This is a genomic window from Paraburkholderia sp. UCT31, from assembly GCF_014397655.1.
GTDB lineage: Bacteria > Pseudomonadota > Gammaproteobacteria > Burkholderiales > Burkholderiaceae > Paraburkholderia > Paraburkholderia tuberum.
On sequence record NZ_VZQP01000059.1, the window covers coordinates 12,833 to 27,350 of the forward strand.

At 58.9% G+C, this 14,518-nt stretch carries 17 protein-coding genes; 12 read left to right on the top strand and 5 right to left on the bottom strand.

Annotated features, from left to right (window positions below; all coding sequences use genetic code 11):
- Window positions 1–369 precede the first annotated feature (369 nt).
- The 3 genes from F6X40_RS34105 to F6X40_RS34115 are packed head-to-tail and all read left to right on the top strand — an operon-like array spanning window position 370 to window position 2,450.
- Window positions 370–1,059 carry a hypothetical protein gene (locus F6X40_RS34105; protein ID WP_187630864.1) on the top strand — a complete coding sequence of 230 codons (690 nt, stop codon included), beginning with the start codon at window positions 370–372 and terminating at the stop codon, window positions 1,057–1,059.
- Between the two features lie 3 nt (window positions 1,060–1,062).
- Window positions 1,063–1,590, top strand: coding sequence for a hypothetical protein (locus tag F6X40_RS34110; protein WP_187630865.1), 528 nt, complete (start codon window positions 1,063–1,065; stop codon window positions 1,588–1,590).
- On the top strand, window positions 1,590–2,450 hold the full coding sequence (locus F6X40_RS34115; RefSeq protein WP_187630866.1) for a protein phosphatase 2C domain-containing protein: 861 nt from the start codon (window positions 1,590–1,592) through the stop codon (window positions 2,448–2,450). Before F6X40_RS34110 ends, F6X40_RS34115 begins: the two co-directional genes overlap by 1 nt.
- Before the next feature lie 137 nt (window positions 2,451–2,587).
- On the opposite strand, the gene F6X40_RS34120 is transcribed toward F6X40_RS34115, so the two are convergent.
- Entirely contained in the window at window positions 2,588–3,055 is a 468-nt protein-coding gene (locus F6X40_RS34120; protein WP_187630867.1) for a 3'-5' exoribonuclease, read from the bottom strand.
- A 201-nt stretch (window positions 3,056–3,256) separates the two neighbouring features.
- On the opposite strand from F6X40_RS34120, the gene F6X40_RS34125 reads away from it, so the two are divergent.
- From F6X40_RS34125 to F6X40_RS34140, 4 genes are all read left to right on the top strand, one after another.
- Complete coding sequence (locus tag F6X40_RS34125) at window positions 3,257–3,658, top strand: hypothetical protein (RefSeq protein WP_187630868.1); 402 nt, start codon at window positions 3,257–3,259, stop codon at window positions 3,656–3,658.
- Between the two features lie 45 nt (window positions 3,659–3,703).
- Entirely contained in the window at window positions 3,704–4,918 is a 1,215-nt protein-coding gene (gene pncB, locus F6X40_RS34130; protein ID WP_187630904.1) for a nicotinate phosphoribosyltransferase, read from the top strand.
- Between the two features lie 89 nt (window positions 4,919–5,007).
- Entirely contained in the window at window positions 5,008–5,196 is a 189-nt protein-coding gene (locus F6X40_RS34135; RefSeq protein ID WP_187630869.1) for a hypothetical protein, read from the top strand.
- A gap of 458 nt (window positions 5,197–5,654) precedes the next feature.
- A complete protein-coding gene (locus tag F6X40_RS34140; RefSeq protein WP_222946246.1) occupies window positions 5,655–5,942 on the top strand; it encodes a hypothetical protein in 288 nt (95 codons plus the stop codon).
- A gap of 88 nt (window positions 5,943–6,030) precedes the next feature.
- Here F6X40_RS34140 and F6X40_RS34145 read toward each other — a convergent pair whose 3' ends face one another.
- From F6X40_RS34145 to F6X40_RS34155, 3 genes are all read right to left on the bottom strand, one after another.
- Window positions 6,031–6,597 carry a hypothetical protein gene (locus tag F6X40_RS34145; protein WP_187630871.1) on the bottom strand — a complete coding sequence of 189 codons (567 nt, stop codon included), beginning with the start codon at window positions 6,595–6,597 and terminating at the stop codon, window positions 6,031–6,033.
- A 130-nt stretch (window positions 6,598–6,727) separates the two neighbouring features.
- Window positions 6,728–6,892, bottom strand: a complete 165-nt coding sequence (locus F6X40_RS34150) for a hypothetical protein (protein ID WP_187630872.1) — start codon at window positions 6,890–6,892, stop codon at window positions 6,728–6,730.
- Between the two features lie 101 nt (window positions 6,893–6,993).
- Entirely contained in the window at window positions 6,994–8,046 is a 1,053-nt protein-coding gene (locus F6X40_RS34155) for a glyoxalase superfamily protein (protein ID WP_187630873.1), read from the bottom strand.
- Between the two features lie 310 nt (window positions 8,047–8,356).
- On the opposite strand from F6X40_RS34155, the gene F6X40_RS34160 reads away from it, so the two are divergent.
- The 4 genes from F6X40_RS34160 to F6X40_RS34180 all read left to right on the top strand — a co-directional run bounded on the left by F6X40_RS34160 (window position 8,357) and on the right by F6X40_RS34180 (window position 12,572).
- Entirely contained in the window at window positions 8,357–9,094 is a 738-nt protein-coding gene (locus F6X40_RS34160; protein ID WP_187630874.1) for a hypothetical protein, read from the top strand.
- 29 nt (window positions 9,095–9,123) lie between these two features.
- Window positions 9,124–9,333, top strand: coding sequence for a hypothetical protein (locus tag F6X40_RS34165; protein ID WP_187630875.1), 210 nt, complete (start codon window positions 9,124–9,126; stop codon window positions 9,331–9,333).
- A 229-nt stretch (window positions 9,334–9,562) separates the two neighbouring features.
- Window positions 9,563–9,751 (top strand): hypothetical protein, encoded by a 189-nt coding sequence (locus F6X40_RS34170; RefSeq protein ID WP_187630876.1) that lies wholly within the window; start codon window positions 9,563–9,565, stop codon window positions 9,749–9,751.
- Between the two features lie 1,147 nt (window positions 9,752–10,898).
- A complete protein-coding gene (locus tag F6X40_RS34180) occupies window positions 10,899–12,572 on the top strand; it encodes a transposase (RefSeq protein ID WP_316251868.1) in 1,674 nt (557 codons plus the stop codon).
- A gap of 466 nt (window positions 12,573–13,038) precedes the next feature.
- Here the strand turns inward: F6X40_RS34180 and F6X40_RS34185 are convergent, their stop codons facing one another.
- Window positions 13,039–13,590 carry a hypothetical protein gene (locus F6X40_RS34185; protein WP_187630879.1) on the bottom strand — a complete coding sequence of 184 codons (552 nt, stop codon included), beginning with the start codon at window positions 13,588–13,590 and terminating at the stop codon, window positions 13,039–13,041.
- A gap of 124 nt (window positions 13,591–13,714) precedes the next feature.
- Here F6X40_RS34185 and F6X40_RS34190 point away from each other — a divergent pair, with 124 nt between their 5' ends.
- Window positions 13,715–14,473, top strand: a complete 759-nt coding sequence (locus F6X40_RS34190) for a hypothetical protein (protein ID WP_187630880.1) — start codon at window positions 13,715–13,717, stop codon at window positions 14,471–14,473.
- Window positions 14,474–14,518: the final 45 nt, after the last annotated feature.

Genomic DNA, 14,518 nt, shown 5'->3' on the forward strand with positions numbered 1-14,518 from the left:
TATGGCAAGCGACGCGTTAGGCAGCATGGGGGCGCGCGCGGCCCCGCAGCCCGCCGCGCGCGAAGGCTCGGCGAACCCTGACTGACCCGCCTGCCGAGCGTCCTCTCGGCACCTGAAACTCCAAAGAACGTGAGCGGGACATCCTGCTTACGTCTTCCCCAGTCAGGGTCTAACCGAAAGTCTCATAAATCACTCCATCAACTCCCCACTATGCCAACAGGTGCATCCTTAAGTTCCGCCGTCCTGCCGCTTTCACCGTCGACGTTTCGGGAGATTTTCCTCGCCTTGGACGCCTGTTCCCTCGTCCATCACGCGCCGCAGCACAATCGCGGGCTCGTGTCGGGATATTCCCGTACGGACGACCATCCGATGGAAGACTACGACATTACTGAGCCGGAGTACCGGCACGACGTCGAGACTCTTGTGAAACTGTTCCAAGCGGAACAGCGAATTCCCTGTATCGAACCCTTCGCGCATCCGCTTGTGGAAAAAGAGGCTTCGAGTTCGCTTGGGCGGCACTATCCGCTCCACGACGATTGCGGCGCTCCCCCGTTTGTTGAAAACCCCAAGGGGGTCATTCGCGAAAAAGGCGCCGACAAGTACTGCCTCGTTGCCCATAACCGAAGCGGTGTTCCAGTCGCCTATGTCGCGTTTTCCATCAGTCTGTCGTATTGCGAGGACGTGGACCCGGATATGGCGATAGCTGCCGGAGACCTGGACAGCCTCGCGTGCATCTGTCTGGTGGTGCGAGTCGACGAGTTCTACGTCAGGAAGCAGTTTCGCCGGCGAGGCGCCGCTGCGGCGATGGCCGAGGTGGTATGCCACGCATTCCAGGCCGAGTTGGAGCATCTGTGCAAGACGGTCCCGATAGTGGCCGAGCGCAACCGCGTCGAACTGACCGTCAGACCTTACTTCGACATGGACTTCGATAGCCAGTCTTGCGTCATGATAGATGCGTTGGTCAGGTCGGCGCTTGTAGACGTCATAGATACCTTCCGTGCAAACATTGCCAGCCCTCTGCTCAAGGTTGAGGACCTGACCACCGACACCGGCTATTAACACATGCACTCAAACGACCAGAATCAACCCGTCGCGCCAACACCTTCTGTGACATGCAGGCCTGCCGGCGTAACGCGCCCCGATATCAGCTTCACCCAGCTTTACGAGATAGCCGGCGCGGGCGCCGAGACCCGTGGGGAGTACGAGGCATCCGTGCGCGCGCTCGTGCTGCTCGCAGCCAAGACGGGCATGTTCACAATTTCTGGCACCGACGAGCGACGGCGCGCCCGACGCCTTGCGCAGACCACCGAGCCGCTGCCCTGCCCCACCTCAGCTTCGACAGCCGACCAGTGCCGCGAAATGGGCATCGAGCTCGGAGATGTCATCGAGGGCCGCGAAAGCTACCCGGGCGGCTGGAACGAGGCCCGGCTGAAACTCCTGTGGTTGGGCGAAGATGTCGCGGTATGGTCGGAGCAAAGCCGCGATAGTCGCTCGCCCGAGTGGGACGCTCCTGAGGAACGGAGCAATTGGACACTTGACTGCCGCGAATGGCGGCGGGTGCTGAGTCCTTTCGAGCAGGAGCAGCAATAATGCAGGCAGACCACTTTTTCACAATTGGCGGCTGGCACGCCAAACAGGGTTCGCCATGTGAGGACTACGCCCTGTCCGGTGTTGAAGATGAGCGTTTCGCGTGGGCAGCGGTTTCGGATGGCTGCGGCGGCGCGCTGGCCGACACCGATATTGGTGCGCGCGCTCACCTTCAGACCTTTCGGCGGGAACTGCGCATGCGCTATTTCGCAGGCGCGCGGGTTGATTTCGACGAGCAGTTTACCCGCGACACGGTCAGGGGGTTAGCGGCGCACCGCTTGCTGGGCGCGCACGATGATGACTACCTCGCAACGCTCGTCGGCGTTGCCGGTGACTCCTCGCACGCCTCTGTTTGCATCTATGGCGACGGTGCCTTTCTGGTGAAGTATCGCACGGGCATGTCCCGGCTCATGTGGCTCGAGTGGCAAGACAATGTACCGCTGTACCTTGCCCGTCAGCTATCTCCGCAAGGCGCCGAGACATTCTTCGCGCAAATGGACCCGGCACGGCCAGTTGCCACACTTGATTGGGATGTGTTCACGCGCGATGACGCTGGAGAAGCCGTGCTCCAGAATCAGGGCAGCGACCCGGTCACCATAGACCGGAGCGTCGGCGCATACACAGCCACCTTCCGTCCCGCCGATGAGCAAATCGAAGCAATCGCGGTGATGACTGATGGCCTCCACAAATTCCGTGGAGAGACGTCCATCGATGCGTATGACATGGCCAGCGCATTCACAAACTTCAACGGCACATCCGGCGGCTTCGTTAAGCGAACCGCCCTGGCTGTGCTCGAAAGGCTGCATAGCAGGAACGTCCGTTACGCCGACGACATCGCAATTGCCTGCATTACCTTCGACTGACCGAGGGCCGCGCCAGCCCACGTTAGTCGAATCGTAGTGGCTGGGTTTTCGGCTAGAGAAGCCCGCTTAGCCCCTTGGTCGGACGTACCTCCGTCGAGTTCCCCCCAAACGGCGCGCCGCTCGTCGGCCGCCGGATGTTAGACGAAGCTCGCCGCCTTGGCGCGCGCGTCGATGAGCGCGTGATGCCGGCCGCCGTGTTTGCGGAAATACGCTTCCGTCTTGGCGAGGTCGATACGTAGGCCAACATGCTCAGCCCTCCAGCCTTTCGGAAGCGCCTCAATCAGGTCCATCACCAGGTCATAGTCCCCACCGTAGTCGAAGTTCAGCCAAGGCTTAGGCTTGAGCGAAAACCCCGCCAGCCACGCAGATAGCTCCCCTGCCGCCTGCGCCTTGGACATCATGCGGCCCGCGTACTGCCCAAGTTTTGGCAGCACCGCTTCCCGTACGAAGGCCGAGCAGTAGCTGTCGTTATAGTCGGTGACTTCCGCATAAAACTCGTCGCCCGTCTCGCTCACGATGGCAATGCTGATGAGCTCGCAGTCGAGAAAATCGGTGAACTCACAGTCCACAAAGAATCGTTTTTTCCAGGGACTTCTTGTCGTCACGTTACATCTCCAGTCTTTCCGGTTTTTGCAAACAGAGTGATTGTAGCGGTACGCGGCAGCGGTCGCGCCCTACCAAAATTGCCGCTTTACATGACACTCCCGACCGCTTTTTGTAAAGCCGTGTAAAATGATGGCGTTACCCTCGCGTAAGTGCCTGAATGCCGGGCGCGGCGCTCACAACTCATTCTTTATCGTATCTGCATGCACTTCGACCGCCGTACCTTGCGCCGCCTCATCATTTCCGCACTCGCCAGCACACTGACTGGCGCAATCGCGTGCGCCGCTGCTCCACAGCCGCTGCCCACGCCACCGGCCCCTGCGCTGGGCAATGACGGCTATGTGGTGGTTAGCAACGCGGCGGAAGAACTCCAGCCGACCTTCTGCCCTCCCGGAAAGGTCTCGCGCAGGTCGGGCCTGAATCCCTCTGCGGCAACTTGCGCATCCGCTGAAGACAGCATCTGGTCCTTGCTCGACAGCGACGTACCCGCTATGCCTGCCCAGCGAATCGTCGACCAACGTTTCGGCGCTGGTAAAGCCTTCGTAGTTGGAGTTTCGCCCTTTGGCACTGACCAGTCGGTCATCTATTACAAAATCGCCCGCTGAGTGCCCGCGCGCTCAAATCAGTCGCCCCTAACTCAGGAAATCATTATGCTACCGCTGCAATCGCACCAGCCAGTCATCACCTCGTTGCTCGACACCGACCTTTACAAGTTCACGATGATGCAGGCTATCCTGCATGCTCAACCCGGTGCACAAGCACAATATAGGTTCAAGTGCCGAAATGCGGCCGGCAAGAAGCTGGGGCTGCTCAAGCCGGAGATTGATAGTCAGCTCGACCATCTCTGCACCCTTCGCTTCACACAAGCCGAGCTCAATTACCTGGGCGCGCTTCGCTTCATGAAGCGAGACTTCGTCGACTTCCTGCGATTCTTCCAGCTGCAGCGCGAATACATCAAGGTATCCGCTGACCCGGAGAATCCGGACTTCCTCGATATCGTCGCAGAAGGCCCGATGCTGCACGTCATGCTCTTCGAGATTTACGTGCTCGCCATCGTCAACGAAGTGTACTTCCGGCAGCACGCCACGGAGGAAGTGCTGGCCGAGGGACAAGTGCGCCTTGAGCAGAAGCTGGACGCGCTGGACCACTATGCGGCGAACGCGCCGGCAAAGCTCAACCCCCTTCTCTTCTTTGAATTCGGTACGCGCCGGCGCTTCTCGCGCGCGTGGCAGGAAACCGTTCTCGACCGCCTGGTCGCGCGGTGCCCGGACACGATGCGCGGCACGAGCAACGTCTACTACGCGATGCACCACAACCTGACGCCAATCGGGACGATGGCTCACGAGTATTTGCAGGCCTACCAGGCATTCGACTGCAGCCTGCGCCGCTTCCAGGTTGAAGCGCTGGATGCGTGGGCTCACGAGTACCGGGGTGACCTCGGCATCGCCCTCACGGACGTGGTCGGCCTGTCGGCGTTCCTTCGCGACTTCGACATGTACTTCTGCAAGCTCTTCGACGGCGCTCGGCACGACTCCGGCGACCCCGTCGAATGGGGCGACCGGCTGATTGCCCACTACGAGGCTATGCGCGTCGACCCGAAGACGAAGATGCTGACCTTCAGCGATGGCCTCACCATTCCCGAGATGCTGCGCCTGTACGTGCACTTCGCGGACCGCGCCAAGGTCAGCTTCGGTGTGGGCACAAATCTCACCAACGACCTCGGTCTCGAGCCGTTGCAGAACGTCATGAAACTCGTCCGCTGCAATGGCCAGCCGGTCGCGAAGGTGTCGGATTCTCCGGGCAAGACGATGTGCGACGACGCGGCGTTCCTGAACAATCTCAAGCAGGTTTTCGCTATCGCGTAAGTCCGAAAGGGGGCGGCGGCTCACGTGTCGCCGCACGACGAATCAATCGCACGAGGCGCTGCGCCGGCAAATCAGGAATGGGAGCTACAGTGGACATCGACGTCAAATACGACGAGGTTTCCCTCGAAGACGTTCTGGCGTTTTTCGCCGAGAGGTACAAGTTTACAGATGGGTCGCGGCTCGTCGAGCACAAGGCTTATGTCGACACGGCAAAGGGAGTGGTCCTTTTCAGATTCACCACTCAACCGCCCGAAAAACGCGCCTCGGCGCGTGCCTGAGACCCTCCGGACAAGCAGCGAGGCTATGCGCAAGGTTGCCGACGGTTGAGGCAGCGAGTCGGGGCGTTTCTCAGCGACCACGACGACCGATTGCTGGCAAATTGTCGCTGACCACCCGAAGCACCGAAGGAGCAACTAATATGCTTTACCGTCCCGACCCTGAAGTCCCCCTACTGCAGGCCCGCGCAACGGTCCTAATGGGCGAGCCCGGGGTCTTGGCGGTACGAGCTCCAAAAACCGGCAGGAACTGGCAGAATTGGCCTTCAGCCCGGCCCGAGCGCGCGACGTGCCGCCCCTCGGGCTGACTCACCAATAAGCCGGGGAAAGCTATGACACCAACAGTATTTTCGAGGAAGTATCCGCCCGTCAACCGGAAGCTCTTCCCTGAGCTATTCCCAATCCACATCGAAATCGAGAGTCAGGGCGGGAAGTTTCGCCTCGACCCGAACCGCGCAGTCATGCTCGGCCATCAGCGGGAACTCCCGTTCGGCGACCCCTTGCTGCTCCCCAGCGTCCTCTCCGGGATGCCCAGCTACATCTTGCGAACGTCCGAAATCGAACTGGCGCTCGCGCCGCGCGAACTGCTTCGCCTATGGCGGCGCAATCTCCGACCCGACGAGTTCTTCAAGCTCCGAGACACCTATGGGGTGTTTTTCGAGATTCATGACGATTTCTACTTCGAAGATACCGGTGAAGCGCTTCAGCCGGTCGAGGACGAGGACGAGGACGACTCGCCCACCGATTGAGCGGATTTCGGGTCGGCCGGTGCTTGGCGGGCGTTGTCCCGTGCTGGAAAAAGACCCGCGAACGCCTGAGGCGTCGCGGGTCAATAAATCATGCTGATGCAACCTCGTCCTTGCAACGCTGCTCGAGGCTCGCTACTATGCTTCGTCCGCCTTCGATAAACAGCTTCGAGAGGTCTCCGCGCATATGGGTGACATGAAGCGCCCGGTCCAGATACTTCAACCGCGCAGCTGGTGTACGCGCTTCGAACGCAAGCGCCACGGCATCCTGCAAAGGACCAATGCCGTAGTCGCTGATGCGCCAACCGCCCTCGTAGTCGACAAGCCATGAGAAGAATCTGTCTTGCTCGTCTTCCAGCATATGTTCGGCAAGAAGGTCTTCTGGCGACATGACTTCATGGCCCGATACAATGTTTGCAATCTGCAACCGAACGACGTTGTCGCGTATCGAGGCAAAGATATTGTCGAGCGCTCGCTCATCACGAACGTAGCCGTCGCGCGCAAAACTGGCCCAAACGCTTTTCACCTGACGCTTTCGCAGAACCGGCCAGTCCAGCGCTTTTCCCGCCTTGAAATCGGCCACGAGACGCTCCAGCATGTCGTCGAACCGGTAGTGCAAGTCCTCGTATCCAGGACCTTTGGCTTTCTCAAGAGTCACGGTTATGTCCTTATCTGATTACCTGCGTCGTGTAGCGACCCGTTTCCCCGCGTCCGGAAAGAAAAATCCCCGAGCCAAAGGCGTCGGGGATTGGAATCAGAAGAAAAAACCACACGGTACATGTAGCTGACTATTGGGCATGTCGAAGCAAGCGGTTGAGCGAGCGTCTCGCCCAATCGAGATAGCTTTCACCCTCGTATTCAAGGAAGATGTACACCAAAAACGCCAAAACCGTGAAACTCAGTACACCCATGACGGCAAATACCACGTCTACAGCTAATTTAATATAATCCATATGTGCCACCTTTCTGACCTTTCCCTTTGAGTACAGGATAGCGCTGAAAGTACCGCGTGACAGTCGTTGCCCGCTGCCAATACGACAGCGAGCTTCCCCGGTCAAGCTTGCTTGGGCGTCCCTTGAAGGTCCAGCGCCGTCTTCAGCAGACGAAGCAATTCACCTTTGGAGTACACCGCAAGCAGATACTCAATCTGCGCCGACATGCCGCCGTTGTTGATGTTAGCGGCCTGAGCGTCCGCATCGTCAAGCAACGCTTGCTGCACGTGAGCGCTTCCCTCTTCATTTACAACCGGCAGACCCTGCGCCTGCACCGCATCGTAGATGAGGTCGTCGAGCGCGTCGCTTACCCTGTTCCTACGCAACCACGCTTCGAGTGCTTCTGGCGTAGCCCAGACGATACCGAGTTTCTCCACAACAAACTGAAGGCTCATGTAGTCCGCCCGAACTCCGACCGTCTCCGCGAATGCAGCCTGCGCGTCCCCCTGGTTGTCACCAAAGGTCGTGCCTTTCGCGATGAAACGACCATCGGAATGGTACACCGCCATCTCGTAAGCGTTGGTGCTCGAGTCCAGCAGGAGTTTCGCGTTCAATCGTTCCACATAACGCTTCGCCGTATCGAGGAGCACGTGGTTTTGGTCATTAGCCGCCTCACGCACCCAGTCGGGGAACGACAGGCTGATGCCCGAGCCTTCCCACGCTTCCTCGAGTTCCTTCTCCTCCTTTTCGGCGATGGTCAAAATCGGCTCTGCTCCCAAACCATCCGAAAGCAGCGCGTAGCCTGACAGCTGGTATTTATCCTCCCAGACCGTCTCGCATTCGTTACATCCACACTCCTGCGTAGCCGTGCGTCCATCGATGTTGACTTCGTCACCTTCAATATCCTCGGAGCCACAGCGGGGACAGCAGTTCGGCTTCCGGTGGGTCAGGTACTGCTCCACCGTCATCGCACCATCCATCTTCTTCCACTTGCGCGGTTTGGAAGCGGGCGTGGTCAGCTCAGCCAGATACGCGTGCCAGTTCTCGAAACCGCGCTCTGCAGCGAGCATTTCAAGAGCCTGCCCCTGAGCCAACTCGATACCCATCATTGCGCAACGTTCCGACATGCGTTTCGCTGCCGCCTTGACCTGCTCAACCTTCTTGTTCTGCGTCATGATTTAGTCCTTTCAGATACGGCAGCGCCGTGGGGTGTCCTCAGTTGCTCGCGTTACCAAAGAAGAAGCGCTGCCATAAATGGAGGGCTTAAACTGGCTTTTTGTACAGCTCTGAACATTCACCATTCCGGTTTCCCGGTGCGAGCTAGTCGGCGTTCAAGGGCCTTGCAAAGTGTAGCAACGCAAGTGAACATGGCCCTGTCGGCGGGGCCTCTGCGCCAACCGCCCTACGGAGAATCGGCCACTGTTTGCTATATGAGATACGATAGCTTGCTGATTTCAGCAGCGCGTTCTTAAGGGCAAACAAAACATGACCGAGGAAAGCCAAGAGGGTTCGCAAGCACCGACCAACCCGGCGCTGCAAGAGACGTACAAGCTGAAGTACCCTGACTTCCCGCACCCGCATTTCTTGAGCAAGGGGGTATTCGGCCGCTTCGAGGCCGAGGTGGACGCTGACGGCACCGTGCCGATTTTCGGCCACAAGCTTAAGTTCGACCCAGAGACGCCTGCGCCGGCGGCTGGCACGAAGCTCATTCTCTGCGCGGAACGGTGGCACATCAGCGCAGAAACGGCCGAAGCTCGAGCAGCTCGTGAAGAAACAGAGAAGCTCCGGTTGGCTGTGGCGCGGGCGGAGCAGGAGCAGGAGAACGCACAACGCGACGCGATGTGGAGACAGCGGGCGGAAGAGACTAACGCCAAGCTGAATATCCCCGTTCGATGGACGAGTGGGCAGAAGTCGGTTTTATCTGGACTTTCGGAGAACAGCTGGGGCGATGGCCGCAACGCGCGCAGCGTGAACCACGTGTTGCTGCTCGAACCGCTGACAGACGGAAAACTGCAGCGCCGGGCACATGATTTTCTGTGCACAACGCAAGGCGGCTCGAATGGCAGAGGATACAGCACGCTCGACACGCACAGTGGCGACGCATACGGGAACTACGTTTCGCGCATCACCTGCAAACAGTGTCTTGCAACGGCGGCGCGCTGGACGGACCCGAGCAAGCGGGTTGAACCGGAGCTTGTCCCGGCCAACAAGTACATCGTTTAGGAAGAGGGCGAAAAGCAACCATGGAGTACTTGAACGAGAACTACACGAGGGTCGAGGAAAAGTCGGTCGAACAGCTTGAGGCTGAGCTGAGGGCAGTATTTGACGCGTACCCGGAATACCGCGACCCGGAATATGGGGGAGGCGATTTTTCCGCGATGGTCAAGAAGTTCGCCGCCGATGAGTTTTACAAGTTGCAATATGTGGCTCGGACCTACCTCGAGCTGTCGAGTCCCCGATAAAACGAGCAACAATCAAGCTGACCAACATGATTAGCGCGAGCCTCCCTTTGTTCCGAGGGAGGCTCGTTTGTTCTTTCCGCTCCCGTGAGCGACGTGGGGCGGCAGATTCGTCTATAGGGGGAGTGAAATGCACTGAACGAGGACATCATGCAAACGTTTCAGACTGCTGCACTACCTGTTGCAACCGAAGTCCTGGTGCGCGGCCCCGCGCAATCAGGCCGGGCAGTTCTTGCGCTACAACCTGCACAACGTTGACGAGTCCATCACTTCCGGACTGGCACAACGTCTCGCCAAATACGCGACGCGCGCGATGGACGACTCAGGCTTCGCCGCACTGACCGCGTCGTGGAAAGTTTCGGTGTACACCGTCGATGGCGATGAAACGCCCGCCGACCGCAGCTACTGTGTTCGCTGGTAGAACCCGGATGGGGGCTACATCGAGGTCGTCAGTATGAAATGCGCGTGCCTGTACAAGGCCTGCGCGGACCGAGCGTTAGCGTGTCAAGTTCGAGTCCATCGCCACCACGCCCGCGCCGGTTGCCACGGCGAACTTTGGTCAGAGCAACTTCCAGTACCCAGTCCCTGCGGGATACAACAAAGGATTCTGGTAAGGGGTTTTCATCGTTACGCTTGTCCATGCATGCGTACTAGCCGCCGCCAAAAAGCGAACGCAGCCCGGCGCGAGAAAAGGCGTCGGGAATTCGAGGCGGCCGCGACGCGGGGAACGCAGGCATAGCCAGCGGGTCGCCGCGCCTTTTGCGCGGCTATCCGCCGCCCGTTGCGGTCGCGTCTCGGAGCCATCTATTCATTTTGCGCCACCGCACACATAGTGTTACGTTGTGCAAAATGGATAGCGAGCCTACCGGGCGGAACGGACGTTGAAAGCAACTGCGTCCAGGACCTTTCCGGTCTTCGCCTGAACGAGTTCGATATGGTGGCGCCCCGCTGATACCGGCCACAAAGCGCCGGCTAGCTGCGTTCCGTCGACCCGCCAATAAACGCCCGAATCGACCTGCGCCTTCAGCTGCACCTTCTGCTTGCTCGGGGGGATGTTGGTCGAGCAGCGCGTCTCACATACGACGCCGGTGGTGAACCGCCGCGCAAGGAGGTGTTCCTGCCAAGAACGCAGCGCGACGTCATCCCACGGACTGTCAGACTCGGATTACCAGCTATCGGGGCAGGTCCGGATTCTCTACCCGGACGGCGGTTCCCTGCTGGCGTACGACCCTGACACCGCAGGCGGCTTCGGCGGTATGCGACGCTCGCGTGCGAGCGATGCAGATAGTCCATGAGGTCTCGCCACAGGGGCGCCGCGCCCGACATGCCGGAAACGTTGTGCATCGGCGTGCCGTTCGAGTTGCCGACCCAGACAATGGCGACGGCCACCACCAGGATTTTTTGATTCACGGAGTGACCACAAAATGCTTGGGCTATCCGGAATAAGTGGTGGAAAGTTGCTTTTCTGTAAAGCGCATTGTAAACTCAACTACCGTTGAAAATCCTACCCTTTACACTTGGCTAAGAAAAAATCTAAAACTGCGATAACACGCAGTTATTTTTTGAAAGTGGCGCCCGAGCTGAACGTGACCAAACGTCACGCGCTGCTGGCGTTGCGCGCCGAGTGGAAACGAACCGTTTGCAAAGCGTGGGGCTGGTACTGGGCGCCGTTCTGGCAGTCCGGACAGTTCGACCCGCATATGGCGGTGAGCGGTCTCGGGTCGCGCTTTCCGGCGACACAGCTTGTGACGTCCCAGAAGGACCTGATGCTCGTCGCACTTGCCGCACAAGCAAAGGGATGGACAGGGAATGTCGTAAATCGTGCGCGCCCTTCCGTTGCCAATGCAAGCGTCAATGACTCGTTTCGGCACGAGTTGTTTTGGATTAACGCTATGCGGCTCTGGCACGTGTCAAACGCACGCCAGAATGAGTTGCTAGCTGACCAGAACAAGGCCGCTGACCTTAACGCGCAAAAGGCGACAACGAAAAAGCGCAAACTGGCCAAGCCCGAGGAACGACTTACAGCCATTTCGCAGGCGGCCACGCGAATGATGCGCAAATGGTTCGCGAAACATCTCCAACGCGTCAAACTGCCGAATCCAGAAAACCTTCCGCTGGCGTTCAACATCAACAGCGCAACACTGGTGAAAGCCCGGGAGTCGAAGTATCAGTACTTCAACTGGTGGGCGCGCATCAGCACGCTTGAGCGCGGCCAGCGCGTCGAGATTCCTTTGCAGGGCTCCCAGTACTTCGACACCCGTCAGGGAGAGATGAATACGACTCTTGAGCTGCACGAACGAGGCGGCGAGCTGTATCTCAAGGTCTGCTTCACGCGCGAACCCGAAAAGTGGAGCGCTTTCAAGACAGATGTCCTGGCGCTTGACCTCGGCCTGCGCAATTTCCTCGCATCGTCGGAAGGCGACTTGCGCGGTGAGAACTTCCTGAACAAGCTACGCCAGTTCGATAAGCAGATTCAGTTCGTGCAGAAGGGCCTGCAACAGGCCCGAGTCGAGAAGTTCGGCGAGTGTCGCCGGTACAGCTCGCTGATTGCTCGGGTGCGAGGCTATCTCAAGACCAATATTCGCAAGTGGTTGCGCTCCATCCTCGCGGCGCGGCAGCCGCGCCGCGTGGTGATTGAAAGACTCGCCTTCACCGGGCAGGACATGAGCCTGGGCCGGACCCTGAACCGCCTCATCAGGGGGTTCGGCCAGGCCCTATTCAAGGAAGCGCTCGCCCAGTGGAGCGTGGAGTTCGGGTTTGAAGTGGAAGAGGTTAATCCGGCCTATACCAGCCAGACGTGTACCCACTGCGGTTTCGTTCATCGACGAAACCGCATCGGAAACAGGTTTGCCTGTCTATCGTGTGGTTTTAAGGCGCACGCGGATGTGAATGCGGCGAAGTGCCAGCGCGGACGTTCCGCGCCGGAGCCGGAGTCCGCTGTGCTGCCTGCCGGCCGTCACGAGTGGTGGTCCAGAACGCTGAAGGGTTGGATTTTGCGGCTTCGCGAATCCCTCCTCAAAGCCGCCCCTGGCTCAACATTGGAATTATGCCTCGTTGGGAGGGCATGCGCAGGTGTGTCATTGCTTCTGAAACAGAAAGGACCCAAGGCCCTTTCAAAGAAGATGAAGCGGTGGCTGGAGAGGGCATTGCAGCAGCCCGATATCCGCCATCTGCGCAACGTGGTTGTCAGGTGCATTCCCCGAATGTACCGGCTGGAAACCTTAAACGTTTCCACCAGATAATCCGGATACCCAATGCTTGTTGGGAAGAGGGGCAAACGTCGCGCCGTCATACATCGCTTCGACACGCGTCTCGGGCACAACGAAATCACCCACTTCGGTGGCAGCGACAGGAGCGGGCTAACACGAGACGCAAAGGGGACAGCAGACGGCGGCGCGACATGGGCAATCCTGTTCTTATTCGACTCATTCGTATAGGGCGTGTGTCCCGCCGTGAGATGAAGAAGGTTGGCTATCCGATGACGATGGTTCGCTATTAAAATTCAGGATGCACGCTCACAAGCCTCGTGCGCCAAGTTAAGCAGGTTCTCGTTGCTTCGCTGATAGCCCTTGGGTTGGCAAAGTTAGCGCGAGGAAGCCGAATTGTCCGCTACGTACAGGACCGGGGCCTTGCGTGAACTCTAGGGAAAAAAACAGCCACCCTCTGTAAAGGATGGCTGCAGAATTACCCCGGGTTCCAATAAGCGCGCTAGTACACCAACGACTCATCCCGGAAATACGTCACATCGTTCGAGTCGAGCCAGAGTTCGAACTCTTTCAGGCATTCGTCCCGGCCGCCTCCACACGTGGTCCACGCGCGCGACGTCAGCGTCGAAGCCTGGTCCTCAAGTTCGTACGGCAAGAAAAGCGGGTCGCAAAGGCTCGCGCCGTGTTCACTCAACGAAACCAGCACCTCCTTCGGGAGTTGGCGCGAATCGTTCACCCCGCGTTTGCGCATTTCCTTGAGCGTGGCCACGATTTCGTCGTCTGGAACGCCGTTGTCCATCCAGCCGCGCAGGAAGGCATACGGCTTCTCCATAACGCGCGAGTGGTCTAGCAACTGCCGTGATGCACCTGCGTCCTGCCAGTATTCATCGAAGTCCTCGGGAGTGTCCCCCGAAAGTTCCTCGTTGACCTTGACACGGAAAATCGGCACGTTGTGTTCAACCACCGATTCCAGCAAAAAGAGAAGCGGACGGGTGATATGCGAAGCTCCCTTGTGGTACGCCGGTTGGACATCGACTACAATGAATCCCTGCATTGTGAACCCCTTTACAAAATTGGCCTGCTCCGTCTAGCGAACAAGACGGACGGTAAAGCAGCCTTTCTCAAACTGGCGGCGCGTGTACGGCCCGCCGGCCCCTAAACAAATCGGAGGAGTTCGAGTGTCTGACGACCAGGATGCCCAAATAGTGTTGAGCGCGGACGACGCCGCTGTCGCGCAGGAGAAACTCGGCAAGATAATGTTTGCTATTTCGACCATGTCGAAAGGCATCAAGAGCGGAGACCTTCGCGCCGACCTGACCAAAAGCGTCCTTTCCCTGACGGAATACCACCTCGCGGACCTCTCGAAGCTCACCGGCATCAACACACAGACCGCCGCTGAAATCGAGGAACGCCATGCAAACATCCGCGCCGCAAACGACCGCGTCCGTGAGCTCGAGCGCAAGCTCGGCGAAGGTCAAAGCCCAGAGCGTGTTCAGATGGCCATCCGGAACCTGAGCGAGCAGCTTCGGACCTGGTGGCGGCGCGCTGGCCTCGGGCATATTTCGGAACTCGAATTCACCGAAACGGGTATCTGCAAGGCGAAGCTGTCATGCCATCTGACCGGCGACTTTTTCTTGATGGATTCGCCGACGCCCGTGTCCGACAAGGAGTGCCGCGCACTCTGGCTCGCCACAATGCGCGAGCAAGGCTTTGTTCTCGCGGACGGAATGCCGCGCAGGGATAATGAAATCATCGACTGCGACCAGAGCCGCGAGGCCCTGCGGCGCCTGATTACGGGCACCTTCCCCTCGGCCGCCATCCACAAGATTGAAAATCACTCGTCGCGCGACGACAGCCACTTCAAGATGACATACGCGCACGTGTATATCCGCAAGCTCGAGGAGATTGCGGCGCTGCCGCCGGCGGACAGAGGCTGAGACCCCGCTCGGTCCTCGAAAGAAGAAGAAGAAGCCAGCAACGAG